Origin of the sequence: Hymenobacter chitinivorans DSM 11115 (assembly GCF_002797555.1) — a bacterium.
GTDB classification, from domain to species: Bacteria; Bacteroidota; Bacteroidia; order Cytophagales; family Hymenobacteraceae; genus Hymenobacter; species Hymenobacter chitinivorans.
Map to the genome: position 1 here is coordinate 1,529,251 of NZ_PGFA01000001.1, position 24,096 is coordinate 1,553,346.

The following is a 24,096-nucleotide window of genomic DNA, read 5'->3' on the forward strand; positions in this document are numbered from 1 at the left end:
CCGAAAATCCTATATTCGCCGCTCCACCCACCCCGCTAAAACGACTTGCCACCCATGTCCCAGCCTGCTTCCACTACCGCCGCGCCCGAGCTCAACCTCGAAGCCACTTCCGTTTCCGACGCCGCCAACCAGCCCGCCAAGCCCACCCAGCGGCCCATGTACTACGAGTACAAGCCCGAGCAAACGGTGAAAGCCCAGCACGGCCCCGAGCTGCGCTGCAAAACCTGGGAGGCCGAAGCAGCCCTGCGCATGCTCGAAAACAACCTCGACCCGGCCGTTTCCCTCGTGTACGACGAGCTGATTGTGTACGGCGGCGCCGGCCGCGCGGCCCGCAACTGGAAGGAGTACCAGACGATCGTAAAGACGCTCAAGAACCTGGAAGCCGACGAAACCATGCTGGTGCAGAGCGGCAAGGCCGTGGGTGTGCTGCGCACCTGGGCCCACGCCCCGCGGGTGCTCATTGCCAACTCCAACCTCGTGCCCGCCTGGAGCACCCAGGAATACTTCGACGAGCTCGACAAGCTAGGTTTGATGATGTACGGGCAGATGACGGCCGGCTCCTGGATTTACATTGCCACCCAGGGCATTCTGCAGGGTACCTACGAAACCTTTGCCGCGGTGGGGGATAAGCACTTCGGCGGCACCCTGGCCGGCACCGTCACCGTGACGGCGGGCCTGGGGGGCATGAGCGGGGCCCAGCCCCTGGCCGTGACCATGAACGACGGGGTCTGCCTGGTCATCGAGCCCATCGACGCCCGCGTCAAGCAGAAGGTGCAGGAAGGCTACCTCGACGAGCAGGCCCGCGACCTAAGCCACGCCCTGGCGCTGTGCGAGCAGTATAAAGCCGAGCGCAAAGGCTGGAGCATCGGCCTCACCGGCAACGCCGCCACCGTGCTGCCCGAGCTGCTGGCCCAGGGGTACAAAGTTGATATCATCACGGACCAGACCTCGGCCCACGACCTGATGGACTACATCCCGGAGGGCGACATCGACCAGGTGCTGCAGCTGCGCAAAGACCAGCCCGAGGAGTTCAAGCGCCAAGCCCTGCAGTCCATCGTCAAGCATTGCCAGGCCATTATCGACATGCAGGCCGCCGGCAGCGTGGCCCTCGACTATGGCAACAACCTGCGCGGGCAGGCTGAGAAAGGTGGCTTGAACGTGCGCGACGAGAACGGGCAGTTTCTCTACCCCGGCTTCGTGCCCGGCTACATCCGGCCCCTGTTCTGCGAGGGCAAAGGCCCCTTCCGCTGGTGCGCCCTCTCCGGCGACCCCCAGGACATCCTGCGCATCGACCGGGCCCTGCTCGAAACTTTCCCCGACAACAAGATGCTGGCCCGCTGGATTGAAAAGGCCCAGGCCAAGGTGCCCTTCATCGGACTGCCGGCCCGGGTGTGCTGGCTGGGCTACGGCGAGCGGGAAAAGTTCGGCCTGGTGATCAACGACCTGGTGGCCCGGGGGGAGGTTTCGGCCCCCATCGTCATCGGGCGCGACCATCTCGACTGCGGCTCGGTGGCCTCGCCCAACCGCGAAACCGAAGGCATGAAGGACGGCTCCGACGCCGTGGCCGACTGGCCCCTGCTCAATGCCCTGGCCAATACGGCCTCCGGCGCCGACTGGGTGAGCCTGCACAACGGCGGCGGCGTGGGCATCGGCAACAGCACCCACTCCGGCATGGTCATCGTAGCCACCGGCACCCCCGAAAAAGCCGAGCGCCTGCGCCGGGTCCTCACCACCGACCCCGGCATGGGCGTCTTCCGCCACGCGGATGCCGGTTATGAATTGGCCCAGCAGGTAGCCGAGGAGCGCGGAGTGAAGATTCCGGGCCGGGAGTAATTAATTTTGATTTTCAATACTTTCTTTCTAGTAATGCAATTATTCATTCATGAGGTTGGCCGAAAAGGGGCTGCCCGCGACTTTCCTAAAACAATTGAAAAAGAGATTTCAATTGATGATATAAAAAGGTATGCACCCACACATTTAAGAGATGAGATAGTGAGTGAGCTAGAAAAAGCGTTTCCATCTGGCTCATTGCATGCCTGGGGTGTTCCTGAGGGAGCCGCAAGTACTATTCGGCAGTTAGCTATTGGCGATGTGATGCTGCTAATCAGAACAATATCAGAAGATGGAGATATTCCTTATATGTGCAATGTTAGAAGCATATGGAAGGAAAAAATGGAGGATTTGTCAAATGCCTTATGGGGTAGCTATCATTTTCCTTATGTGTTTTTTTGCAGTGTGAATAAAATTGACCTGACATGGACTAAGTTTAAAGAAGATGTGTCCTATGAACCCATCTACCGGCCAGGTGGATATGTTGTGAGAGTAAACAAAAAGCGTTTTAATAAATATGGTGGCGAAGCAACCTATGTAGCAAAGCTTCTAAATTCAAATTCGTTATACTTAACAGCGAAGGGAGAAAAGAAAGTTGAGATTAGCTCTGATACATTAGTAGCAATATATTTTGAAGTAGGAAAAGTCTATCATAGACAGCGCGATATTCATGCTCTTTATGGAGGGCAAGACCAAGGTGGCATGTCCACACCGGCTAGATATCCTGACATATTTCTATTTACAGGAGAGGTTGGGAAAATATATGGTTATAAAGATGGATTTCGCCCCGATGGAGTTTTTTATTACACTGGAGAGGGGCAGAAGGGTGACATGAAAATGTCAAATAGCAATAAAGCATTGCGTGATCATGCCAGTCTTGGTAAAAGAGTACACCTATTTGAGACATCTAAAGAAATAGGGAAAGGATATGCAAGATATATGGGTCAAGCTTTCTGCCTCGGTCATCATAAAGAAGAAAGAGTAGATATAGATGGAAAACTTAGGATGGCTATTGTGTTTGAGCTTGATGTTGATACTTCAGACGAGGAAGAAACTATATTTTCCATGCAAGAGCCGTTCGTGCAATACTCAAGTGTTAGCAAAAAGAGCGGCAAGTTATTAGGTGAATTAAGAAAAAAAGCTGTCGAGAAAGCAAGTAAGGATGCAACTCCACAGCAAAAACGCCAGAATGTATTTGTGCGGTCTAAAGCTATAAAGGATTACGTATTAAAACGCGCTAACGGCGTATGTGAAGGCTGTGGGAATAAAGCGCCTTTTATAACCAAAAAGCAGGAACCGTACCTAGAACCACATCATACAACACGAATTGCAGATGGAGGACCAGATCATCCAGAGCATGTAATAGCGCTTTGTCCTTCTTGTCATCGCCGTGCTCACTATGCTATAGATGCGCAGGAGTACAATCATAAGCTGATCGATAAACTGAAGATCATCGAAGTATAAGTTTACTGCAAACCTGAAATATTCGATTTAAATAAATTTAAGTATAAACTGCACTATTACCAATACCCCCCCAACGCTGCCCGAGGAAACTCCGGCGGCGTTGTTCGTTCTAACGGATAACGGAACCGGCCCAACTTCCCACCGCACGAGCCCAAGCCAACCAAGCCGCGCCCGAAAAAAGCCCCCAAGCCAGCCAGAAGTCTGCCGGAGCCTCCCGAAAACTTCGGAGGTACTGGCAGAGCTCTGGAATACTGTCCGAAGTTTCTTGGCCGGCCCGGCAGAGTTCTGCCGGGCCGACCGGAAAACTTTGGGGGGCCCGGCAGAACTCTGCCGGGGGCTCGGGAAAAGCTGGGAGGGCCCGGCAGAGCTCTGCCGGGCCCTGCGGAAAAGCCGGGAGGCTCCGGCAGACTTCTGGCTGGTCGACCGGAGTTTTTAAATAGGATTTCCAGAATATTATCGGTAGCTAGGGAGAAGTTTAACCTTCACTTACTTACTCTTTTATGTTATCATTGGACAAGGTTTTCGGCGACTGGTTTGCCGACGACGCCATCAGCTTTGTGGAGCTGGAAGCCGGCACCCGGGACCACCTGGAGCGGCTGCGCAAGGGCAACGACAAGGACCGTTTTGCCGACTTGATTACCGCTACCGAAGCGCGCTACGAAGCGTATTTCGGGCAGCGCAGCCAGGGAAGCACTGCCCGCAGCGGCGGCAAGGGCGCCACGCTGACCCAGGCCGCGGCCCGGCAGCAGCTGCTCGACTGGCTGGTGGGTGCCGGCCGCGAGTACGTCAACTACAAGCTCAAGGACAAGGCCCAGCGCCTGCGCTTCTACCCCAGTGGCGCCGATGAGTACCACCAGGCTGACTACCCCGAGTGGCCCGGGCTGCTGGAACGCTACGACAAGGCCCTGGTGGAACTGGGCGGCACGTTCGAGGCCGACTTCAAGACGGTCTACACCCAGTACCGCGACGCGCTGCTGGGGGCCTTCAAGGCCCAGACCGGGCAGAAGAAGGCCCAGGCCGACGCCCGGGTGGGCACCCGCGCCGAGCGGGACCTGCTTACCCGGCAGCTCTCGCGCAATGCCCGGCAGCTGGGCCTCATCTTCGACGAGCAGCCGGGGCAGGCTCTCACGTACTTCGACAAGAAGTTCTTCAACCAGCACCGTCCCGCCCCGGCGGCCACCGAGGCTTAGCCCGGCCCGCTGGGGCCGAATTAGCCCGGCCGTCGTTGCCCCACGCCCCATTCTATCCTAGTTGCAGCTATCCGGCGCCCGGTTTCCAGAGTGGAAGCCGGGCGTTTTTGTTGGCTGAGCTACTGCCGCTTACCGGGCTATGAGGCCTTTCAAAAAAGCAAAATCCGGCCGGCGCTGTTTAACCACCTGCGCCGGCACGTGGCCGGCGCTTGAATCACGCAACCTTTCCCGAGTATGAACATCGGAATCATTGGGGCCGGCCAGATCGGCAGCGCCCTCGCCGTGCGGCTCACCAGCCTTGGCCATCAGGTCTATATTGCCAACTCCCGCGGCCCCGAAACGCTGACGGACGTGGCCCAGAAAACCGGCGCTACCGCCGTTACGGCCCAGCAAGCCGCCCAGCGCGGCACCGACTTACTTGTGGTGACCATTCCGCTGGAGAAAATCCCGGCCCTGCCTAAGGACCTGTTTGCCGGCGTGCCAGCCGACGTGCCCATTATCGATACCAGCAACTATTACCCGCTGCTGCGCGACGGCCACATCCCCGAGCTGGAAACCGGCGACCTGACCGAAAGCGGCTGGGTGCAGCAGCACCTGGGCCGCCCCGTGGTGAAGGTGTTCAACAACATCCTGGCCGCCCACCTCGAACACAACGGCAAGCCCGCCGGCACCCCCGGCCGCATTGCCCTGCCCGTGGCCTCCGACGATGCCGCCGCCAAGCAGAAAGTACTGCAGCTGGTGGAAGAGCTGGGCTTCGACGCCCTCGACGGCGGCACGATGCGCGAGTCGTGGCGGCAGCAGCCCGGCGGCCCCATCTACTGCAACGACCTGCCCGCCGACCAGGTGCAGCAGCATCTGGCCCGCCTCGGCACCGCGCGCACGCCGGAGCAGCACGCCGAGTTTCTGGCCAACCAGGCCCAGCAGGAGCAGGCCATGCAGGCCCAGGGCATCAAGCTGAAGTAGAAGGCGGCCGAATGGCAGCGGTTAACACCCGGCTTACTGCCCGCCGGACGTTCTGCTAGGCAATGAGGCGGATCTGTCATCCTGAGCCCAGCGAAGGACCTTCCTCGCCTCAGTGACCAGCGCCTTTCAATACGAAAAGCCCTTTACTACTTGCGTAGTAAAGGGCTTTTTCCGGTGGTAAGAACAGCAGTGGGCTAGGTGAGGAAGGTCCTTCGCTCTGCGTACGCCAGATGGAGGAGGACAGATAATTACCCGCAGAAAGGCTTCCTAAGCAGCTTCAACTCTGAATTTTTGCTGTCTGCGCTGCTCACCTGCTGCTCAGGGCTGAAACGCCACGCGGCCGCACTGGTCGGTTTGGGGCTTGAACGGGCCGTAGGCCCCGGGGCCGCGCGGGTCGTTTGGAAGTGCCCGGCCCAAAAAAGCAAAACCCGGGCTTTGCTGTTTAACCACCTGCGGCGGCGCAGTGACGCTGCTTGCCTCACCTAACCTTTCCCGACCATGAACATTGGAATCATCGGCGCCGGCCACATCGGCAGCGCCCTCACCGTGCGGCTTACGGGCCTCGGTCATACCGTATACGTGGCTAACTCCCGCGGCCCCGAAACCCTGCAGGAGCTGGCCCAGAAAACCGGCGCGACGCCCGTGACGGCCGAGGAGGCCGCCCAGCGCGGCACCGACCTCATCGTGGTGACCATTCCGCTCAAAAATATTCCTGACCTGCCCCAGGGCCTGCTGGCCAGCGTGCCGGCCGAGGTGCCCGTCATTGATACCAGCAACTACTACCCCATGCTGCGCGACGGCCGGATTCCGGAGCTGGAAACGGGCAGCCTGACCGAGAGTGAGTGGGTGCAGCAGCACCTGGGCCGCCCGGTGGTGAAGGTCTTCAACAACATCTACGCCCACCACATCGTGGAGAAGGGCCAGCCCGCCGGCACGCCCGGCCGCATTGCCCTGCCCGTGGCTAGTGACGATGCCGCCGCCAAGCAAAAGGTAATGGCCCTGGTAGAAGAGCTGGGCTTCGACGCCGTGGACGACGGCACCCTGCACGAGTCGTGGCGGCAGCAGCCCGGCACGCCTTCGTACGGCGCCGACCTGCCGGCCGATAAGCTGCGGGAGAACCTGCAGCGCCTGGGCACCGCGCGCACCGAGGCCCAGCACGAAGAGTTCAAGGCCAACCACGCCCAGCAGGAGCAGGCCATGGCCGCCCAGGGCGTCAAGCTGTAGGAGCCGGCTTGTAGGCTTCGCTACCCACCTACCCAGAACGTCATGCTTCGACGGGCTCCGCAGGGCGGTTGGGGGTGGGGTGCTGGGCAAGATTCAGATCCACTCTTGCTTTGGTATTGAGTGGAGGGTGTACTTCCACTGCTGGCTTAGTGGCAACCCATTACCGCGCCGCCCCGGGAAACCGGGGCGGCGCTTTTCGTTCTATGCAGGGAGGCTAGTAGCCCCGGCGGAGCAGTGGCGCGAATTGCCCACCGGATTATATAGCGGCAATGAGTAGTATTGGGGCTGATTTACTTCGTCACGTCTTATGCGCTTTAGGCTGCTTAGCTACCACTACTGGACGGGCCTGCTGCTGGCCGTTTTTATTCTGGCTCATCTGGGAAATCACCTCGTGGCGCTGTGGAGCGTGCCGGCCCACCTGGCCACGATGCGGGTGCTGCGGGTCGTGTACCGGCACCCGGTGGTAGAAACTGGGCTGCTGCTGGCCGTGGTCATTCAGCTTGGTACGGGCCTGCGCCTATACTGGCGGGGACGCCGGCTGCCGGCGCCACCGGTAGCGGAGCGGGTGCAGCGGTTGTCGGGCCTGTACCTGGTCTTTTTCCTGGTGGTGCACACGGGGGCCGTGCTGACGGGCCGGGCCGGGTTTGGGCTGGATACCAACCTGTATTTTGCCGCTGCGGGCATCAATACCTGGCCGTTCAGCCTGTTTTTTGTGCCGTACTACTTCCTGGCGGTGGTGGCCGTTTTTCTGCACGTGGCCAGCTTACATTACCTGAAAGCCGCTGGCCTCTTCGGTCGGGTCCGGGCCCGGCAGCAGGCCTGGCTTATCGGGGGCGCGGGCGTGGTCGTGGCTGGGCTCATCCTGTTTGCCATGACCAACCATCTGCGCGGCTTACCCATCCCGCCCCGCTACCGGCAGGCCCTGGGCGGTTAAGCCCTCCCGCCCCGCCGGAACCGGCCCGTCATTGCCTGGTCTGCCCCGCGAATCGGCCGAAAGTCAATTCCGCCCGGCATATTTCCGGTAAGTACCGCCCGCCTTCCGTAGCTTTAGCCCGCCCCGCCGGCCGCCGCCGGGGCGTGTACCTTACTTAGCCCTTGCTGCTATGAAACCCGAACTCCAGGCCTTGCCTCTCATCGATAACAGCGGCAGCCACCGCTTCGAGCTGACCGTGAACTACGCCACCGCCTTCATGGAATACGGCAACCGGGAAGGGGCCCTGGCGTTGTTTCACACCGAGGTGCCGGGCCAGCTGGAAGGGCAGGGGGTGGGCACGGCCCTGGTGGAGAAGGTGCTGGCCGAAGTGGAGCGCCGGCAGCAGCAGCTGATTCCCCTGTGCCCGTTTGTGACCAGCTACCTGAAGCGCCACCCCGAATGGCAGCGGCTGGTGGCCCCGGCCTACCAGCGCTGGTTTCAACCCCCGGCGGAGGCGTAGTACGGGCGGTGGGCCGCCGGCAATGCCCGGCGGGGTTGCCGCGTTAGGCATTTCTCTTTCACTGGCTAACGCCGTCTGATTATGCGTAGCGCTGTACTCGTGTCTCTACTGCTCGTGGCCGGCGCCGCCCGGGCCCAAACCGACTGCGCCAAGCCCGTGGTGCAGCTGCTGCGCAACAACCAGCCCCTGGCAGGCCCGGCCAGCGCCTTGCCGGCCGCCGCCACGCTGCGGGTGGGGCCCGGGGCCGGCTGCCCGGCCCAGGACTACCGGTTTCGCCACGCCCAGCTCACCCTGGTGCGCCACGGCCGGCCGGTGCTGCCCATCCTGCTCGTCGAAAAGCCCCAGGTAGACCTGCGGCCCCTGCTGAGCTCCTACCAGACCGGTGACCAGCTGCAAATCTTTATTCCCTACCAGGATGTGGCCCTGGTGGGGCCCAACGGCACGCTCACTCCGTTGCTACCCGCCCGGGATGCCCGCCGTCAGCCCGGCCAGCTCGACCTGCGCACCGCTGAATCCAAGGGCCTCAGCTTTGCTTTGCCCCTGGCCAAGCCCTGAGCCGGCCGGATTTGGGGCCTATTCGCTACCTGTTTGCGCTTATGAAAAACCGTTTCCCGACCCGCACCGCCGCTATTGCGCTGTTTGTTATCCTGAGCCTGATGGTGCTCTTTCACCTGCTGGTCCTGACCGGCCTGGTGCCCTACGGCAGCGTGTGGGGTGGGCGCCTGCGCAGCTACGGCCAAATGGTCCGATTCGAAGCCGTTGCCATTAGCGTAAATCTGCTGCTGCTGGCCGTGGTGCGCGCAGCGGCGGGTGGGTGGGGGCGGCGGGTGCCCCGGCTCCTGCTCCGGGCGGCGCTCTGGCTGATGACGGGCCTTTTTCTGCTCAACACCGTGGGCAACCTGCTGGCCCACACCACGCTGGAACGCCTGGTTTTTACGCCCCTGACGCTGCTGCTGGCCCTCTGTAGCCTGCGGTTGGCCCTTGGTTCGCCGGCGGCCGCCCCGGCCCCCGATTCCCGCCTGTAGCCCCCTTTTCCTACCTGCTTCCTGCCGCCTTATGCCGTTCGTTGCGCTTCTATTGCTGCTGCTGTTGAGTGCCTGCGCGGCGCCCGAGCGGGAGCCAGCCGTGCCAGCCGGGTTTGTGGCCCGCACCGTTGCCTTTGCCCCGGAGCCTAAGTTTGTTTCGCCCCCGGGGGCCATCAGCCTGCACGTGCCCGCCCGCTACGATACGCTGCTTACCTGGGTCGACCAGGCCGACACACCCGGCGGCGACCAGTGCAAATACCGGTTTGTAGCGGCCCGTGGGTGCTTGCTGCAGGAAAGCGGCTTCTACCGGCGCGGCACCGTGTGCCAGGGCCCCCTCGACCGGCTGACCATCATTACCCAGGCCACCAGCAGCGCTGAGGAAAGCCTGGCTACGGTGGCCCGCCGCCGCCGGCACGCCGACGAAACCAATCAGGCTATTGGCGTGGCTCCCATCGTCTGGAAGTCACAAAAGCTGGTCGTCGTCGATGGCCGCACGTTTTCCGTGGTCGAATCCTTCGGGGGCAACTCCCTGGTAGCGGCGCCCTACAGCCAGGTGCGGGCCGTAACGGTGCTGCCGGGCGCCGGTCATAATTGGGAAGTTACCCTGCTCTTTGAGTGCAAGCAACCCCGTTGCCAGCACCTGGGCCGGGAAGCGGCCCAGGTGCTGCAGTCGGTGCGCGTGGCTACGCCGGCGGGGGCTGGCTCGGCGCCCGGGCGCTGAAGCGGAAGCCTGGGAAGCTAGCTGCGGGCCGCCAAAAAGGCCGTAACGGCACCCGAATACGTGAGGGTAAGCCGGTGCATGGCCCGGGTGCAGGCCACGTAGAGCATGCTCCTGTCGACCTGGGTTTGGTAGTTGCGGGCCGAGGCAAACGGCACCAGGACCTCATCAAACTCCAGCCCCTTGGCCAGGTGGGCCGTGGTAATGATGATGCCTTCCTTGAACGTGGTGGACTCGGGCGTGAGCAAATGCACCCCCGGCATTTCCCTGACGGCCTCGTGCACCCGGGCGGCCTGCCGCAGGGTTTTGCAGATAATGCCCAGGGAATGATTACTGGAGCCCGCAAAGGCTCCGATTAGCTGCCGGATTGTCTGGAGCTCGTCGTCCGGGCTGGTGCAGGGGCGTACGGCCGGCTCCGGCCCGTGCCGCTCCAGCGGAATAATGTTGGGGTTGGGCGCAATACGCTGGGTAAAGGCGGTAATCTCCACCGTGGAACGGTAGCTGCGGAAGAGCTTGACCACGTCGGCCTGCGGAAATACCCGTTCAATGGTTTCGGCCGAGGAGGAGCTGTAGGGGTTAACCGTCTGGCTTACGTCGCCCAGAATCGTTTTGCGGCACCGGAACAGGCGCGACAACACCGCGTACTGCACCGGGGTGTAATCCTGCATTTCGTCGACCAGCAAGTGCTTGACCTGGTCGTAGGCGCTGATGCCTTCCAGCCGCAGGCGCAGGTAGATCAGGGCAAAAACGTCGGCGTACTCCAGGCGCAGCCGGTGGTCGAGCTTGAGCAGCTCGGGCCTTTCAAGCCAGCGGTAAAAATCCCGGTACAGGTCCAGCACGTTGTTAAGCTTAAACATGCGCGGAATACCTTCCCCGATGGCCGCTTTTTCGCCCCCGGTCAGCTTGCGGCGCACCGCGTCGCGCACGTAGGCCCGCACGTCGTCGGCCACCAGCGCAAATCGTTTCAGGAGCGGCACCCGGTGGTAGGTCCTGAACTTGTCCAGTAGCAGCTGCTTGGGCACGACGGTCGCGCCAACCCGCAGGTCGGTTACGGCGAAGTAGGTATTCTCAATGTGGAGCAGGTACTGGTTAAGCTTGCTCAAAAACTCAAAGGACGATTTGAACTGAATCCGCTCGATGAAAGCCGCGTCGTGGTGCTCGAGCAGAGCCGACACTTGCTCAAAGAAGGTCTGGAACGTGTAGCGGTGGTCGAGCAGGTCGGCGGCCAGCTCCTCCATGCCCAGCTCGGGAATATGCTCTTCCCCCAGCTCGGGCAAGACGTTGGAAATATAGTCGGCAAAGACCTTGTTGGGCGAGATAATCAGGATGTCTTTGGCCGCAATGGTTTCGCGGTAGCGGTAGAGCAGAAATGCTATGCGGTGCAGGGCAATGGAGGTTTTGCCCGAGCCGGCCACGCCCTGAATGACCATCACCAGGGCCTCCTCGTTGCGAATCACCGCGTTCTGGTCGCGCTGAATGGTGGCCACGATGTTCTTCATCTTGTCGTCCGAGGACTTGGCCAGCTCCCGCTGCAGCACGTCGTCGTGGATGTTAACGTCGTTTTCGAGCATGAACTCCAGGCGCCCATCCCGGATTTTGTACTGCCGCTTCCGTTCGATGCTGCCCCGCACCGTGCCGGAAGGGGTGGTGTAAAAGGCGTCGCCCAGCTCGAAATCGTAGAACATGGAGGAAATGGGGGCCCGCCAGTCGTAAATCAGGCTCTGGTGCTGCTGCACGTCGGTGAAGGAGTGCACGCCGATGTAGACCGGGGCCGCGGCCTTGTGCTGGGCGGCAAAATCAATGCGGCCGAAGTAGGGCGACTGGGCCAGCTTGAGCAGCTTACGCTTGCGGGCCACGGCGGCTTCGCCGGTAAAGGCCATGCGGTTAATCGATTGGCCCGCGGCCACCATGTCGGCGTCGTCCATACCCGACTGGTGCTCGTGGATGTACTGCTTTTTCTGCCGGAGCTCGTTGGAAAACTGCTTGACCGAGTCATCTACCCATTTCACCGCCAAGGACAGTTTCTCCTTGATTTCCTCCAGGTATTCCCGTTCTTCTCGTTCCGTTTCGTTCATGAACTGCGCTTTTGCCTAATGGGCCCCAAAGGTCCGGCAAATTCTGGTCAGTTGCAGACTTGGGCCGCTTTTAGAACGAAAAAGGCGGCGCAACCGGCGCTACGACTTCCGGCTGGCCCGAAAAAGCATAGCGCCAGTTGCGCCGCCTACTGATTACGTAGTTACTAGCCCAGTCGGGTAAACCTGCCCTGCTAGTCGCGGCCGGCCAGCACCTCGCGCACCTGGGTCCACCGGATTCCCGGGTACCGGTCGTTGTCCAGGGGCTCGGCGAGCTTGGCTTGGCCGCTGAGCATATTGTGCAGGTACTGCATGCCCTGCCAGGGCGGAAACACCTCATGGCGGGCCGGGGCCACGGTCTTGGTTACCTTAATCAGGCCGGCCAGCACGCCCAGGCTACCGGCCCGCAGCAGCTTAAACTCCTGGCCCGTAGCGGCCCGGGCGGCCGCCTGCAGCCCGCGGATGCTGGCCACTTCCCCGGCCACGCGCAGGTAGCGGGGCGTGGTCGGGTCCAGGGCCGCGGCGGCCGTATACTCGGCCGTGTTGACCATGGTGGTGAAGTCCAGGGGCTGGTCGGGGCTGCCCCAGTACACCACCCGGCGGGGACCGGTCAGAATAACCGGGGCCTGGCCCTTGAGCAGGTCCGTGAACATGCCGTTGAGCACCGAAGTGGCTTGAATAGGAGCTTTGTCGAGGCGGCGGGCAAACTCGCGGCGCAGGTCGAAGTTGCGGTTGGAGCCCTCGGGCAGGCGGGTAAAGTCGGCGGAATAGTCGGAGGGAATAAAGCGGGGCACGCCGGCGGCCACGGCCGCGTCGAGCAGGCGGGATTGGGCCTCCACAATCACTTCCCGCAGCCCCGACAAGGCCGACACGACGCAGGCCGCACCCTCGCAGGCCCGGATCAGGGCCGCTGCGTCGTCGTATTCCACGGCCACTATCTCGGCGCCCTGCAGGCGCAGGGAAGCGGCCTCGGCGCCGGTGGTAGCCAGGGGGCGCACCAGGGCCCGCACGGTGGCCCCGCGCTGGCGCAGAGCGTGGGCAATCAGCAGGCCCAGGGCCCCGGTGGCGCCAGCCAGGACGATGGGGGCAGCGGTAGAGGTTGGGTCGGAGGCCGTAGCGGCAGAAGTGGGAGTCATAAGTTGGGGTAGGTGAGGAAACTAGATAACCGCAAAACTGTGGTTGAGGTTACTGGGCGGCCAGCTCGAATATTTCACCCCCGGCCAGCTCATAGCGAATCAGGCCGTCGTGCTTATCCCAGAAAAAGGCTCGTACCGGCCCGGTGCCGCGCTGGGTGGCGTTCTGGCCCTGGCGAAAGACGTAGGCGGCCGGGTAGGTTTTGCCGGTGGTGCTCAGCGTGCAGCTCTGGCGCACGAGCCGGGCCAAGGGGCCGCCAGCCAGAGCCGCCGAGTCGCCCTCCAGGCCCGCCACGTTCAGCGTAAGCCAGCCCGCGCGCCCGGGCTTATGCTTGCGGATGTTGACCACAAAGTCGCGGTGCTGGGCATCGTAGGGCAGGGCGGGGCGCAGCACGAGCTGGCTGAAAATGGGTTGGTAGGGCCCGGCTTCCAGCTTATTGCAGTTCGTGTTTTCGTGCCACTCCTGGCGGGGTAGGACCGTGGCGGTGGCCGTGCGGCCCTGGTTGCTGCGAAACGTGAGCCGGGTGCCTTCGGTGTAGGTCGCAAACCAGGCCCGTTCCTCGGCCGACAACGTCACTTCCTGGCAGGTGCCGCACCCGCCGAGCAGGAAAGAAAAGACCGACAAAAGAGTTTTCATGGCAAACCGCAGCGGAGCAAGGTGGACGAGTAATGCCAGTGCATACGCAGCTCCCGCGCCCCTGGTCAGAAAACCGGCTGCCGCGGATTGGCCGGCAGTGAAAGTAGGAGTGGGGCCCGGCGGGAGGCGGCAAATACCTTATTTTCGCGCCTCCCGCTACTTGTGCCGCGCTATGACCTTGCCCGCCTTCTTTCCCGAGTCCCGGCCCGTGGTGCTGGAGCCCTACCGCCCGGCCTGGGCCGACGAATACCAGCGCCTGGCCGCCCGCCTGCGGGCCGTAGCGGGTACGGCCCTGGGGCGCATCGACCATATCGGCTCCACGGCGGTGCCCGGCCTGAGCGCCAAGGATGTCATCGACGTGCAGCTGACCGTAACCCAGCTGGCCGAGGCCGGCAACCTGGTGGCGGCCCTGCGGCGGGCGGGTTTTCAGCAGGGCCTGGCCTGGCAGTACGACATTTTCCACCCGCTGCCGCCCGATTCGCCGGAGCTGCGCAAGCTCTACCTGCGGGAGCCGGCCGGGGAGCGGCGCCTGCACCTGCACGTGCGGGAGGCCGGCCGCTTCAATGCCCGTTACGCCCTGCTCTGCCGCGACTACCTGCGCGCCCACGCCCCGGCCCGGCAGGAGTATGAGCTGCTCAAGCAGCGGGCGGCGCACCTGTTTCCGGCCAGCATCGAAGGCTATTTGTTTGTGAAGGAGCCCGTGTTTCATTTGCTCTATCAGGCCGCTGAGCTCTGGGCCCAGGCTACGGGCTGGCAGCTGCCCGCGGCGCACGAGTAGGAGGAGGAAATTAGCTGAAGCTTGCGCCAGCCCGACTTCCGGCCTCCTGATAACGGCCTTTCTGCCGTCCGCCTACGTACGCTGCACAAAAGAGCAATGGGCCTGGCCCCTTCCCCCTCATGGTGCAGCACGAGCAATACCCAACCGCCCCTAAACAACCCGCTACTCCCGCTCGCCCGGCCCGGCAAATGACCATCGGAGCCGCTGTCCTGCTGGCCCTGAGCCTCACTGCCTGCGCTGACGACTCGGCCCGGCGCCCGGACTCCGAGCTGCGCGTCGACCCGCCCGCGGCGGCTTCCACTGGCGGCAGGGACGCGGCCGATGCGCCGCCCTCGCCCACGGCCGGCCGCCGCTACCGGGTGCGGGCCGAAGCGGCGTACTTTTACGCTTCGCCCGGCCAGAGCAAGCCCACGGGCCAATACCTGCGCCGCGGGGACGTGCTTTTCGGGCAGGACGAGGGCAACGGCTTTGTCCGAACTCAGTTTGTGAATCCGGCCGGTGCTACCGTGACGGGCTGGCTGAAAACGGAAGAAGTAAGTCGCCTGGCCGGTGCTGCGGCGGCGGCCCGCCCGGTCCCGGCGCCCCGGCGTACCCCATCGGTTGCCGCGCCGGCGGAAGCACAGGGAACGTCCGGGGCTGACCCTACCGAGGCCGGCAGTGCCCGTACGGCCGTGGTGCGCGTGGCCCGCTCGTACTTCTACAACTCGCCCGACCTGCTTGCGCCCCGCCGGGCCTACTGCGAGCAGGGCGACAAGGTGCGCCTGGGGCAGGAGCAGGGCCAGGCCGTGTACGTGTCCTTCACCAACTGGGAGAAAGTAACCACCCGGGGCTGGATGAAGAAAGAGGCCTTGCGGTTTGGGGAGTAAAGTAGGCGCCAAGGGCTTTTGCGGAGCTTCAGCCCCTGAAATACGCCGGAGCATTGCTCTGCTGGGTGGGCAGCCTCACGCTTGGGCAAGCCACGTTTAGTGCGGGCCCCCGGCAGCTGCCTCGGGCAACAGCACCCGGGTGTGGGGCAGGCTGCCGGGATGTTCGCGCTGCAGGAAGCCAATGAGCTGCTCGCGCACGGCGCAGCGCAGCTCCCACACGTCGCCCGCATTGGCGGCGCTGACCAAAGCCCGTAGCTCCAGGGTCCGCTCCTTGGCATCCGTTACGTGCAGCACGCCCACGCGCTGGTCCCAGAGCGGGTGAGCCTCCAGAATGCGGCGCAGCTCGGTGCGCACGGCTTCCACGGGCACGGTATAATCGGTTTGCAGGTGCACGGCTCCGGTGAGGCGGGCACTGGTGCGGGTCCAGTTCTGGAAGGGCTTTTCGATGAAGTAGTTGAGCGGCAGCACCAGGCGCCGCTCGTCCCAGATGCTGAGTACCACGTAGGTAAAGGTGATTTCCTCGACCCGGCCCCACTCGCCCTCCACCACCAGCACGTCGTCGATGCGGATGGGCTGGGTGAAGGCAATCTGGAAGCCGGCCAGCAGGTTGCTGATGGAGCGCTGGGCGGCAAAGCCCACGATGACGCTGGCAATACCGGCCGAGGTGAGCAGGCCCGTGCCCAGGCGGCGCACCGTTTCGAAGCTCATCAGCACCAGGCCCACGGCCACGAAGGCAATCAGGGACACGGCCAGCTTCTTGACGAACTGCAACTGGGTAAATAGCTTGCGTACCCGCAGGTTATCGGCGCTTTCCAGGCGGTAGCGCTGCCGCACCAGGTCCTGGAGCACGTCCACGGTTTTGATCAGGCCCCAGGCAAAGGTCAGCACCAGAACCACCTCCACCAGGCGGCGCAGCACCTCGAAGGGCCGGGGCGGCAGCGGCACCAGGGGCAGGAGCAGGGAAATGGCCAGCACCGGGAAAAACCAGGCGCTGGCCAGACTCAGGTGCTGGGCCACCGAGCGGGCCAGGGTCGAATTCTCGCGCCGACCAAAGGCCCGCAGCACGCTGAAAACCGCGTATTTGAGCACCAGCCCGAGCAGTAAGCCGCCCAGCATAATGCCCAGGGCGGTGAAAATATCGGGGAAGTGGGACAGCAGATGCTGGATTTGTGCTTTCATACCAAACGGCCGCGGGGCAAGAGCTGCTCCACCCGGCGTATCCGGAGTGTACCGGTCGGGCCGCCGAAAGGTTAGCGCAGTCTTCCCGGGCGTTTTGCCTAGCTTTGGTGGTATTCTGTTGCTGCAATAATGACGCTGCTCTACCGCAACCAGCCCTGGATGTACGACCTGTTACGGGCGGAAGCTAGTGGCCACTACTAGCTGAAAGTCGTGTGTGGCACCAGCGCCTGGTACGAAATGAGCCTGCTGCTTACCGCCGCCGAGGTGGCCGCCTTCACCCAGGAACTGGCCGCCGGCCACGACGAAGGCCTGACCCGGCTGGCGAAGCAGGTGATGAGCGCCGCGCCCGTCGGTATTCCGCACCGGCAGTACGGGCCGTGAGGCAGCCCCGCTGCGGGCCGGCACCGGGGATTTTTCTGGCCAGCGGGTGCGGCATTTCGCTCGCTATCAGCTATTTTGGGCAGCTCCCATTCCCCGCCGCCATGACCTCTGTTTCTCTGCCCGCCGCTCGGCTCACGCCCCGGCAGCTGCTGGCCGGTATCGGCACGACCGGCCTGGTTGCCGGTGCCCTCGATATCACCGCCGCCTGCCTCAAATACACGCTGCTCACCCACAAAAATCCGCTGGGCGTGCTGCGGTTTGTGGCCAGTGGTGCGGTTGGCCCCGCCGCCCTCACCGGCGGTTTAGCCTCGGCCCTCGGGGGCTTGCTGCTGCATTTTCTGATTGCCTTTTCCTGGACGACCCTCTACTTTGGGCTTTACCCACGGGTGGCAGCGCTGCGGCGCAGGCCCGCGGCGGCGGGCCTGCTCTACGGCGTGGTGGTGTGGCTGGTCATGAATCTGGGCGTGGTGCCGTTGTCCCAGGTGCCCCGGCGGCCATTTAACCCCGTCTCGGCCGCTACCGAAATGGGCATCCTGATGCTCTGCATCGGCCTGCCAATTGGGCTGCTGACGGCCCGGCTGCACGCGGCCCAACCCGCGGCCATCCGGTAGGAGGACCGCCGTGCGCCAGAGATAGGGAGCGGTTAAACAAAGCTCAACCGTTGCGGGTTGCCTACGGTCCGGGTTGGGCATAATTAACTGCGTATGCTGCTCGAAGAACTGTATTCCTCCGTGGGTAAGCTGTTCCTGGAAATTCATTACCAGGCGGAAGGACCCTGGATTTACGCCGATTGGGTGGGCTACCCCACCAGCGGCAACGTACTGAAGGGCGCCCGGGCTTACCTCGACCAGATGCAGAGCCGCGGGTGTGTGGCCGTCCTCAACGACAACCGTCACCTGGTGGGCGGCTGGAATGCCTCCCTCGACTGGCTGGAGCGGGAGTGGATTCCCTACGCCGAGCAAACCGGCCTGCGCTACTGGGCCCACCTCGACAATCCCGACGCATTTTCCCAGGAGTCGGCCGCAGCCCTGCGCGAGCGGGTTGCCGGCCGGTTCCGGATTGAGCTCTTCGACAACCTGCCCGCCGCCCAGGCCTGGCTGCGGGCCTGCGTGGTCGGTTAGGCGGCCCAGGCAAAAACGGAGCGTACGTAAAGCGGCGCGGCGCGAAGCTAGGGGAGCAATAGCAAGGAAAGCAGGTCCTACAGCCGAGCTGTCAACCTTACGCGGGCGTTGCTCGTTTCAGCTTCATTCTCTCCCTGAATTACCCGTATGAAGCTCTTTTCCTCCCTTTTGCTGGCCGGCACATTAAGCTCTTTGGCCCCGTCGGCCGCCACGGCTCAGTCGGCCTCTACCTCGCCTTACCGCACCCGTTTTGCCGTCGATGCCCCCGTGCTGGTGGGCCTGGGCGCCGTGAGCGGCTTTGGCCTGTACCGGGTGCAGCAGAAAACCGGCCTGAACGAAGCCGAACTGGCCGCCCTCAGCAAAAACGACGTGCCCAAGTTCGACCGATTCGTGGCCGGCAACTACAGCGAAAAGGCCCAGACGGCCAGTGACCTGGCCTGTTACGGCTCCCTGGTGCTGGCGCCCGGCCTACTGGCCCTCAACCCCGATATTCGCAGTAACTACGGGCAGGTGGTGGTGCTCTACCTCGAAACCATGGCTACTACCGCGGCTATTTTTACCTCTACCGTGGGCAACGTGTACCGCTACCGGCCTTTCCTGTACGGTTCCGAAGGCAGCGCTTCCGAGCGGAGCAGCAAGATTTCCACCAACTCCTTTTTCGCCGGCCACACGGCCCACACCGCCACGGCCACCTTCTTCGCGGCCAAGGTATTCCACGACTACAATCCCGACTCGCCCGCCCAGCCCTACGTGTGGGGCGCGGCGGCCGTGGTGCCCGCCGTGGTAGCCTACTACCGCATCGAAGCCGGTAAGCACTTCTTGTCCGACAACCTGGTGGGCTACGCCGTGGGCGCTACGGTGGGTATTCTGGTGCCCCAGCTGCACAAAACCACCAGCGGCCGGGGCTTGTCGGTAACGCCCCTGCAGGGCGTGAACGTGAACGGGTATTCCTACGGCGGCCTGCGCATCACCAAGCAGCTCTAGCCGCGCCGGCCGGAGTAGGGTAGGGCGGGGAAAGTGGCAAGACTGGGGGAAAGTCAATTAATCCGGGGCTTTTCGGCATCTTAAGCCTCGTTTCACCGCCCGCCCTATGCCCGACGTTGCCGCCCTGCCGCCACCCGCTTCCGCCGTTTCTGCCCGCCCGGCCCGGGTGCAGTCCATCGACCTGGTCCGCGGCCTGGTCATGATTATTATGGCCCTGGACCACGTGCGCGAGTTCTGGAGCCCCACGCCGGTGCGCCCCGAGGACGTCAGCCAGGCTTCGGCATTGCTGTTCTTCTCCCGCTGGATTACCCATTTCTGCGCCCCGACCTTTGTTTTTCTGGCCGGGGTCAGCATCTTTCTCTACCAGCAGAAAACCGTCCGCCGCCCGGCCGTGAGCTGGTTTTTGCTCACCCGTGGCCTGTGGCTGGTGGCCCTGGAAATGCTGGTTATCAACTTCCTGCTGCAGTGGAGCTACCAGATGGTGCTGCTGCAGGTAATCTGGGCTACGGGCTGGGGCATGGTGCTGCTGGCCGCCCTGCTGTGGCTGCCGCGCTGGCTGCTGGGAGCTTTGTCGCTCGGCTTTCTGGCCCTGCACAATCTGCTGCCGACCATTGCCCCGGTTACTTCTGCCAACCTCATCTGGGCCCTGCTGCACAACGGGCCGTTTCTGGTGCCGGCCACGGGTGGCAGTCCGGCGTTTCTGGTGGCGTATTCCATCGGGCCCTGGGCGGCGGTGCTGGTGGCCGGCTACTGGGTGGGGCCCTGGTTTACGCTCCCGCTCGAGCAGCGCAACCGCCGCCTGCGCCTGGCCGGAGCCGCCCTGCTGCTGGGCTTCGTGGCGCTGCGGCTCACCAACTGGTACGGGGAGCCCACCCTGTGGAGTGTGCAGCCCCGGGGCAGTTTTTACACCGTGCTGTCTTTTCTGAATATCACTAAGTATCCGCCCTCCGTGCTGTTTCTGAGCCTCACGCTCGGCGTGGCGCTGCTGCTGCTGAGCGCCGCCGAAACCGCCGCGGGCCGCGGGGCCGAAGTACTGCGCACCTACGGCCGGGTGCCGTTTTTCTACTACCTGCTCCACCTGCTGCTCATCAGCCTCGGGGCCCTGCTCTGGACCACGCTGGCCTTCGGGCATCCCATCAATTTCGGCTTTATTGACCGCAAAGACTGGCCCGCTACCTACGCGCCGAGCCTGCTGCGGGCCTACGTGGTGTGGCTGAGCGTGGTGGGGCTGCTGTACTTGCCCTGCCGCTGGTACCAGGCCTACAAGCGGCGCCACTCCTATTGGTGGCTTTCTTATCTGTAAGCCACTGGCGCGTCTGTCACAGTTGCCGAAGTTTAGGTGCCCAAGCCAAGCTCAACCAAAACCGCGGGAATACGTCCCAGCCCATTTTCAAGCAAGTGCTGCTGGGTTTTGTTTTATTTAAAATTGGCAAAATATTATATATAATTTCTATATATTCTTCCTTTTCTCTGGTTGGTCAAGCGGGCATATTTGGCTATTCGCCTTATTCCTCACCCTTTTCCCAACCACAACCCATGAAAACACTTACTACCTCCCTGCTAAGCGCGGCCCTGCTGGGGCTGGCCCTGACAAGCTGCCAGAAAGAAGCCCAAAACCTGCCCGCCCCACGCACCCAAATCAACGACACCCGCCTCCTCGACCCGGCGGCGCAGGCCAACCGCCGCATCCAGGGCCAGCTCGACTCGACCATTGCCTTTGCCAACTCCAACCCGGCCCTGAACCTGAAGCTGGTGTCGTATTCCTTTCTGGGCCGCCTCGCCAAAGCCGAGGACCTGACGGCCGCCAAAGCCCGCATCCTGGCCGCGGGTAGCATTATTCCGGTGTATACCAACGCCGAAAAAGCCCTGAAAGCCCAGCAGACGCCCGCCTTTACGCTCAGCACCCTGCAGGCCAGCACCGCGGCCGGCAAGCAGGCGGCCGGCGCTTCCGGCACCGTGGCCGACGCCCGCTCGGGCATCAGCACCTACCTCGATAAAGTGGTGCAGCCCGGCCAGGGCCAGGTGGAGCTGGTGTGGGAGCGGGATGGGCAGCGCTTCACTTCGCTCTGCCTCTACAACGACCGGGGCCTGGTGTACGACAACATCCTGGCCAACCTGTTTACGGTGGAAGATCAGCTGGCTGATGGGGCAGCCACCGAGCAGGCCAAGGTAACCACCTCGGCCTTCACGGCCACCGTGCTCAGCTTCGACATCAAGTGGATTTGGGGCGGGCAGCGCGGCCACATCACCGTGCAGCACAGCATTCTGTACGCCAGCGGCAAGATCAGCACCAACTCCGGCTCGACCAGCGCCTGGATGTCGGTGGGCTCGGCCGAGGCCCGGCAGCGCCGCTACTCCCTGCACAGCACTTACGCCCAGCTTACCTGGGCCTACGGCTGGGCCACGCCCACGGGCAGCTTCAGCTTCTCCTACGATGGTAGCCCGGTTAAAATCAGCGCTTCGGTGTCGGGCGTAGGTTCCAAAGGCCAGGGGGAAGGCGTGCACACGATTTACTTGTAAGCCCCCGGGCCGCTAACCGAGCCGGAATTGGAGCCGCCCCGCTCCGGTTCCGGCTTTTTCGCGTCGGCAGGGTAGCACATGCGCCTGGCCCGGCGCATCTTTGCCGGCGCTACTTTCCCACTCATTTCTGGCCCGCCACCTATGCAATCTGCTTCTACCGTGCTGCTCGTGCGGCCCACCAGCTTTGGTTTCAACGCCGAAACGGCCGCTTCCAACCATTTTCAGCAGCCCCTGACCCAACTCAGCCCCGCGCAGGTGCAGCAGCAGGCCTTTGCCGAGTTCGACCAGGCCGTGGCCACGCTCCGGGCGCGGGGCGTGCGGGTGCTGGTCGAAGACGACACGCCCGCCCCGGCCAAGCCCGACGCCGTATTTCCCAACAACTGGGGCACGTTTCACCCCGACGGCCGCGTACTGCTCTACCCCATGTGCGCCCCCAACCGCCGCGCCGAGCGCCGCCCCGATATTCTGGCGCGCCTGGGCCAGCAGTTCGCAGTAACTGAAATCGTCGATTTGTCGCCCCACGAGCAGCAAGGGCGGTTTTTGGAAGGCACCGGCAGCATCATCTTCGACCATGAGCACCGCCGGGCCTACGCCGGCCTCTCAGCCCGCACCGATGCCGGCCTGTTTGCCGAAGTGGCCGCCCGCCTGGGCTACGCGCCCGTCGCCTTTCACGCCTCCGATGCCCAGGGCCAATCTATTTACCATACCAACGTGATGCTGTGCGTGGGCCCGGCGTTTGCCGTTATCTGCCTGGAAAGCATTACCGATGCCGCCGAACGGGCCCGCGTGGTGGAATCTTTAACCACGACCGGCCACGAAATCATTGCCATTTCCCTGGCCCAGGTAACCCGGTTTGCCGGCAATATGCTCACCGTGCAACCCACCGCCGGCCCCCCCGAGCTGCTGGTGATGTCGCAGAGCGCCCACGACGCCCTGACCGAGGAGCAGCGCCGCCGCCTGAGCCATTACTGCGAGCTGCTGCCCCTATCTATTCCGACCATCGAAACCATTGGGGGCGGCAGTGCGCGCTGCATGCTGGCCGAAATTTTTCTGCCGCCGCGGGCCTAAATATTCCAGGCACGAAAAAGCGTTCGGCGGCCCTTGCCGGCGGCCGAACGTTGGTGTCTGGCATAACGAGGTAGGGTCGGACCACTGGGCTCAGGCCGCCGACGAATTCGCGGCCAACCAGTCCTGGGCAGCTTGCTCGTCCACGAAAATCCGGGCCCGGAAGGCCTGGCCCTCGTAGAAATCCAGGGTGGGCACGTCGCCCTGGTCTTCCATGTCGTGCTGCAGGGTGGGCGAAACCAGATAGGCCAGGTAAGTGAGGGCGCCGGTCCGGTCGCCGGGCTGGGGGAAAAAGGTGGAAAGCAGCTTGGGGCGGTAGGTAGCGTCGCGGCGCAAATCAATCAGCCAGTGCTGGCAGCCGTGTTGGTTGGCCGCCTCCAGCATCACCGAGTAGGCCTCCTGAATTTCGGTGTTGTCCAGGGGGCGCAGGATGCGGTTGATAATAAAGCACACGTCGTCCCGGTAGCTCAGGGTCTGATAGTCGCGGGCGGGTAAGGTGTGGTACATGGCAAAACAAGGAGGGCAGAAGTTGGTATACGGCTATGGTTGAGCTTAGTTACCGAGCCCGGCGTTTTGGCCCGGCAATGATACTTTCGTCCTGATTTCGGTTGCAAGCTTTTTTCCTTGTTCCTATGAACCCGCCCGCTGCTTACCTCGACCTGAACCGCGCCCTCTGGAATGCCCGCACCGGCCCCCACCTGACGTCCGATTTTTACGGAGTGGAGGCGTTCAAAGCCGGTAAGTCGTCGTTGAACCAGATTGAGCTCGACCTGCTGGGCGATGTGGCCGGCCGGCGGATTCTGCACCTGCAGTGCCATTTCGGACAGGACAGCCTCTCGCTGGCCCGCCTGGGCGCCCAGGTCACCGGCGTCGACTTGTCCGACGCGGCCATTGCCGCCGCCCGCCAGCTGAGCGCCGAAATCGGGGTGGCGGCCGAGTTTATCTGCTGCGACATCCACGAGCTGCCCCAGCACTTGCCCGCCGACGTGCGCTTCGACGTGGTCTTTACCAGCTACGGCGTGCTGGGCTGGCTGCCCGACCTGCCGCGCTGGGCCGCACTGGTAAGCCACTACCTGCGGCCCGGCGGCCGGCTGGTACTGGCCGAGTTTCACCCCGTGGTCTGGATGTTCGACAACGACTTTACCCGCCTGCAGTACAGCTACTTCAACACCGGACCCATCGAGGAAACCGAGGTGGGCACCTACGCCGACCGGGAAGCGGGCATCGTGCATCAGTCCATTACCTGGAACCACAGCCTGAGCGAGGTCATCGGCAGCCTGCTGGGGCAGGGGTTGCAGCTGACCAGCTTCCGGGAGTACGACTATTCGCCCTACAACTGCTTTGCCCACACCGTGGCCCAGCCCGACGGCACGTTCCGCATCGGTCCGCTCGGCAACCAGGCCCCGCTGGTGTATTCGGTGGTGGCTACCCGGCCGTGAAGTAGCAGGACTGGCGTGCTATTTCTACCACCGTTCTGTCGAGCATTCTGCGCTTCGAGTAGAGAGGAGACATT

25 protein-coding genes are annotated in these 24,096 nt (G+C 63.1%); 20 read left to right on the top strand and 5 right to left on the bottom strand.

Going from position 1 to position 24,096, the window contains the following annotated elements; all coding sequences use genetic code 11:
* Positions 1-54: 54 nt before the first annotated feature.
* From hutU to CLV45_RS06410, 10 genes are all read left to right on the top strand, one after another.
* Positions 55-1,833: a urocanate hydratase gene (hutU, locus tag CLV45_RS06365; RefSeq protein ID WP_245882754.1), complete on the top strand. Its 1,779-nt coding sequence runs from the start codon at positions 55-57 to the stop codon at positions 1,831-1,833.
* 33 nt (positions 1,834-1,866) lie between these two features.
* Positions 1,867-3,294 carry an HNH endonuclease gene (locus tag CLV45_RS25200; RefSeq protein ID WP_211289910.1) on the top strand — a complete coding sequence of 476 codons (1,428 nt, stop codon included), beginning with the start codon at positions 1,867-1,869 and terminating at the stop codon, positions 3,292-3,294.
* 500 nt (positions 3,295-3,794) lie between these two features.
* A complete protein-coding gene (locus CLV45_RS06375; RefSeq protein ID WP_157807323.1) occupies positions 3,795-4,484 on the top strand; it encodes a hypothetical protein in 690 nt (229 codons plus the stop codon).
* Between the two features lie 234 nt (positions 4,485-4,718).
* Entirely contained in the window at positions 4,719-5,447 is a 729-nt protein-coding gene (locus CLV45_RS06380; RefSeq protein ID WP_100335538.1) for an NADPH-dependent F420 reductase, read from the top strand.
* A 498-nt stretch (positions 5,448-5,945) separates the two neighbouring features.
* Complete coding sequence (locus tag CLV45_RS06385) at positions 5,946-6,671, top strand: NADPH-dependent F420 reductase (protein WP_100335539.1); 726 nt, start codon at positions 5,946-5,948, stop codon at positions 6,669-6,671.
* Positions 6,672-6,978: 307 nt separating this feature from the next.
* Positions 6,979-7,605, top strand: coding sequence for a hypothetical protein (locus CLV45_RS06390; protein ID WP_100335540.1), 627 nt, complete (start codon positions 6,979-6,981; stop codon positions 7,603-7,605).
* 169 nt (positions 7,606-7,774) lie between these two features.
* On the top strand, positions 7,775-8,104 hold the full coding sequence (locus tag CLV45_RS06395) for a GNAT family N-acetyltransferase (protein WP_100335541.1): 330 nt from the start codon (positions 7,775-7,777) through the stop codon (positions 8,102-8,104).
* Positions 8,105-8,185: 81 nt separating this feature from the next.
* Positions 8,186-8,659: a hypothetical protein gene (locus CLV45_RS06400; protein ID WP_157807324.1), complete on the top strand. Its 474-nt coding sequence runs from the start codon at positions 8,186-8,188 to the stop codon at positions 8,657-8,659.
* A 41-nt stretch (positions 8,660-8,700) separates the two neighbouring features.
* The gene (locus tag CLV45_RS06405) at positions 8,701-9,129 is read left to right on the top strand and encodes a hypothetical protein (protein ID WP_157807325.1); all 429 of its coding nucleotides are present in this window, start codon (positions 8,701-8,703) and stop codon (positions 9,127-9,129) included.
* Between the two features lie 31 nt (positions 9,130-9,160).
* A complete protein-coding gene (locus tag CLV45_RS06410) occupies positions 9,161-9,850 on the top strand; it encodes a hypothetical protein (RefSeq protein WP_100335544.1) in 690 nt (229 codons plus the stop codon).
* Between the two features lie 17 nt (positions 9,851-9,867).
* Here the strand turns inward: CLV45_RS06410 and CLV45_RS06415 are convergent, their stop codons facing one another.
* The 3 genes from CLV45_RS06415 to CLV45_RS06425 all read right to left on the bottom strand — a co-directional run bounded on the left by CLV45_RS06415 (position 9,868) and on the right by CLV45_RS06425 (position 13,689).
* On the bottom strand, positions 9,868-11,922 hold the full coding sequence (locus tag CLV45_RS06415) for a HelD family protein (protein ID WP_100335545.1): 2,055 nt from the start codon (positions 11,920-11,922) through the stop codon (positions 9,868-9,870).
* A gap of 191 nt (positions 11,923-12,113) precedes the next feature.
* Positions 12,114-13,055, bottom strand: coding sequence for an NmrA family NAD(P)-binding protein (locus tag CLV45_RS06420; RefSeq protein WP_100335546.1), 942 nt, complete (start codon positions 13,053-13,055; stop codon positions 12,114-12,116).
* Between the two features lie 49 nt (positions 13,056-13,104).
* Positions 13,105-13,689 (bottom strand): hypothetical protein, encoded by a 585-nt coding sequence (locus CLV45_RS06425; RefSeq protein WP_100335547.1) that lies wholly within the window; start codon positions 13,687-13,689, stop codon positions 13,105-13,107.
* Between the two features lie 172 nt (positions 13,690-13,861).
* Here CLV45_RS06425 and CLV45_RS06430 point away from each other — a divergent pair, with 172 nt between their 5' ends.
* Both CLV45_RS06430 and CLV45_RS06435 read left to right on the top strand, forming a co-directional pair.
* Positions 13,862-14,467: a GrpB family protein gene (locus tag CLV45_RS06430; protein ID WP_157807326.1), complete on the top strand. Its 606-nt coding sequence runs from the start codon at positions 13,862-13,864 to the stop codon at positions 14,465-14,467.
* Between the two features lie 188 nt (positions 14,468-14,655).
* A complete protein-coding gene (locus CLV45_RS06435) occupies positions 14,656-15,333 on the top strand; it encodes a hypothetical protein (protein WP_100335549.1) in 678 nt (225 codons plus the stop codon).
* A gap of 96 nt (positions 15,334-15,429) precedes the next feature.
* On the opposite strand, the gene CLV45_RS06440 is transcribed toward CLV45_RS06435, so the two are convergent.
* Positions 15,430-16,512, bottom strand: a complete 1,083-nt coding sequence (locus CLV45_RS06440; protein WP_100335550.1) for a mechanosensitive ion channel family protein — start codon at positions 16,510-16,512, stop codon at positions 15,430-15,432.
* Positions 16,513-16,722: 210 nt separating this feature from the next.
* On the opposite strand from CLV45_RS06440, the gene CLV45_RS24835 reads away from it, so the two are divergent.
* From CLV45_RS24835 to ctlX, 7 genes are all read left to right on the top strand, one after another.
* Positions 16,723-16,893: a hypothetical protein gene (locus tag CLV45_RS24835; protein ID WP_157807327.1), complete on the top strand. Its 171-nt coding sequence runs from the start codon at positions 16,723-16,725 to the stop codon at positions 16,891-16,893.
* Between the two features lie 101 nt (positions 16,894-16,994).
* Complete coding sequence (locus CLV45_RS06445; RefSeq protein WP_100335551.1) at positions 16,995-17,504, top strand: hypothetical protein; 510 nt, start codon at positions 16,995-16,997, stop codon at positions 17,502-17,504.
* A gap of 93 nt (positions 17,505-17,597) precedes the next feature.
* Positions 17,598-18,014 carry a hypothetical protein gene (locus CLV45_RS06450; protein ID WP_100335552.1) on the top strand — a complete coding sequence of 139 codons (417 nt, stop codon included), beginning with the start codon at positions 17,598-17,600 and terminating at the stop codon, positions 18,012-18,014.
* 147 nt (positions 18,015-18,161) lie between these two features.
* Complete coding sequence (locus tag CLV45_RS06455) at positions 18,162-18,998, top strand: phosphatase PAP2 family protein (RefSeq protein WP_100335553.1); 837 nt, start codon at positions 18,162-18,164, stop codon at positions 18,996-18,998.
* 106 nt (positions 18,999-19,104) lie between these two features.
* Entirely contained in the window at positions 19,105-20,301 is a 1,197-nt protein-coding gene (locus tag CLV45_RS06460) for a DUF1624 domain-containing protein (protein WP_100335554.1), read from the top strand.
* Positions 20,302-20,534: 233 nt separating this feature from the next.
* On the top strand, positions 20,535-21,518 hold the full coding sequence (locus tag CLV45_RS06465; protein ID WP_100335555.1) for a hypothetical protein: 984 nt from the start codon (positions 20,535-20,537) through the stop codon (positions 21,516-21,518).
* Positions 21,519-21,659: 141 nt separating this feature from the next.
* Positions 21,660-22,586 (top strand): citrulline utilization hydrolase CtlX, encoded by a 927-nt coding sequence (ctlX, locus tag CLV45_RS06470; protein WP_100336974.1) that lies wholly within the window; start codon positions 21,660-21,662, stop codon positions 22,584-22,586.
* A gap of 90 nt (positions 22,587-22,676) precedes the next feature.
* Here the strand turns inward: ctlX and CLV45_RS06475 are convergent, their stop codons facing one another.
* Positions 22,677-23,090 carry a hypothetical protein gene (locus CLV45_RS06475; RefSeq protein ID WP_100335556.1) on the bottom strand — a complete coding sequence of 138 codons (414 nt, stop codon included), beginning with the start codon at positions 23,088-23,090 and terminating at the stop codon, positions 22,677-22,679.
* Between the two features lie 125 nt (positions 23,091-23,215).
* On the opposite strand from CLV45_RS06475, the gene CLV45_RS06480 reads away from it, so the two are divergent.
* A complete protein-coding gene (locus CLV45_RS06480; protein ID WP_100335557.1) occupies positions 23,216-24,022 on the top strand; it encodes a class I SAM-dependent methyltransferase in 807 nt (268 codons plus the stop codon).
* Positions 24,023-24,096: the final 74 nt, after the last annotated feature.

Excerpts from the sequence above, each read along its gene's own strand:
- CLV45_RS06380 (WP_100335538.1), top strand. The coding sequence starts at position 4,719 with ATGAACATCGGAATCATTGGGGCCGGCCAGATCGGCAGCGCCCTCGCC.
- CLV45_RS06465 (WP_100335555.1), top strand. The coding sequence starts at position 20,535 with ATGAAAACACTTACTACCTCCCTGCTAAGCGCGGCCCTGCTGGGGCTG.
- CLV45_RS06420 (WP_100335546.1), bottom strand. The coding sequence starts at position 13,055 with ATGACTCCCACTTCTGCCGCTACGGCCTCCGACCCAACCTCTACCGCT.
- CLV45_RS06425 (WP_100335547.1), bottom strand. The coding sequence starts at position 13,689 with ATGAAAACTCTTTTGTCGGTCTTTTCTTTCCTGCTCGGCGGGTGCGGC.
- hutU (WP_245882754.1), top strand. The coding sequence starts at position 55 with ATGTCCCAGCCTGCTTCCACTACCGCCGCGCCCGAGCTCAACCTCGAA.
- CLV45_RS06375 (WP_157807323.1), top strand. The coding sequence starts at position 3,795 with ATGTTATCATTGGACAAGGTTTTCGGCGACTGGTTTGCCGACGACGCC.
- CLV45_RS06415 (WP_100335545.1), bottom strand. The coding sequence starts at position 11,922 with ATGAACGAAACGGAACGAGAAGAACGGGAATACCTGGAGGAAATCAAG.
- CLV45_RS06395 (WP_100335541.1), top strand. The coding sequence starts at position 7,775 with ATGAAACCCGAACTCCAGGCCTTGCCTCTCATCGATAACAGCGGCAGC.
- CLV45_RS06405 (WP_157807325.1), top strand. The coding sequence starts at position 8,701 with ATGAAAAACCGTTTCCCGACCCGCACCGCCGCTATTGCGCTGTTTGTT.
- CLV45_RS25200 (WP_211289910.1), top strand. The coding sequence starts at position 1,867 with ATGCAATTATTCATTCATGAGGTTGGCCGAAAAGGGGCTGCCCGCGAC.
- CLV45_RS06460 (WP_100335554.1), top strand. The coding sequence starts at position 19,105 with ATGCCCGACGTTGCCGCCCTGCCGCCACCCGCTTCCGCCGTTTCTGCC.
- CLV45_RS06430 (WP_157807326.1), top strand. The coding sequence starts at position 13,862 with ATGACCTTGCCCGCCTTCTTTCCCGAGTCCCGGCCCGTGGTGCTGGAG.
- CLV45_RS06400 (WP_157807324.1), top strand. The coding sequence starts at position 8,186 with ATGCGTAGCGCTGTACTCGTGTCTCTACTGCTCGTGGCCGGCGCCGCC.
- CLV45_RS06440 (WP_100335550.1), bottom strand. The coding sequence starts at position 16,512 with ATGAAAGCACAAATCCAGCATCTGCTGTCCCACTTCCCCGATATTTTC.
- CLV45_RS06445 (WP_100335551.1), top strand. The coding sequence starts at position 16,995 with ATGACCTCTGTTTCTCTGCCCGCCGCTCGGCTCACGCCCCGGCAGCTG.
- CLV45_RS06410 (WP_100335544.1), top strand. The coding sequence starts at position 9,161 with ATGCCGTTCGTTGCGCTTCTATTGCTGCTGCTGTTGAGTGCCTGCGCG.
- CLV45_RS06475 (WP_100335556.1), bottom strand. The coding sequence starts at position 23,090 with ATGTACCACACCTTACCCGCCCGCGACTATCAGACCCTGAGCTACCGG.
- CLV45_RS06435 (WP_100335549.1), top strand. The coding sequence starts at position 14,656 with ATGACCATCGGAGCCGCTGTCCTGCTGGCCCTGAGCCTCACTGCCTGC.
- CLV45_RS06480 (WP_100335557.1), top strand. The coding sequence starts at position 23,216 with ATGAACCCGCCCGCTGCTTACCTCGACCTGAACCGCGCCCTCTGGAAT.
- CLV45_RS06385 (WP_100335539.1), top strand. The coding sequence starts at position 5,946 with ATGAACATTGGAATCATCGGCGCCGGCCACATCGGCAGCGCCCTCACC.
- CLV45_RS06455 (WP_100335553.1), top strand. The coding sequence starts at position 18,162 with ATGAAGCTCTTTTCCTCCCTTTTGCTGGCCGGCACATTAAGCTCTTTG.
- CLV45_RS06450 (WP_100335552.1), top strand. The coding sequence starts at position 17,598 with ATGCTGCTCGAAGAACTGTATTCCTCCGTGGGTAAGCTGTTCCTGGAA.
- ctlX (WP_100336974.1), top strand. The coding sequence starts at position 21,660 with ATGCAATCTGCTTCTACCGTGCTGCTCGTGCGGCCCACCAGCTTTGGT.
- CLV45_RS06390 (WP_100335540.1), top strand. The coding sequence starts at position 6,979 with ATGCGCTTTAGGCTGCTTAGCTACCACTACTGGACGGGCCTGCTGCTG.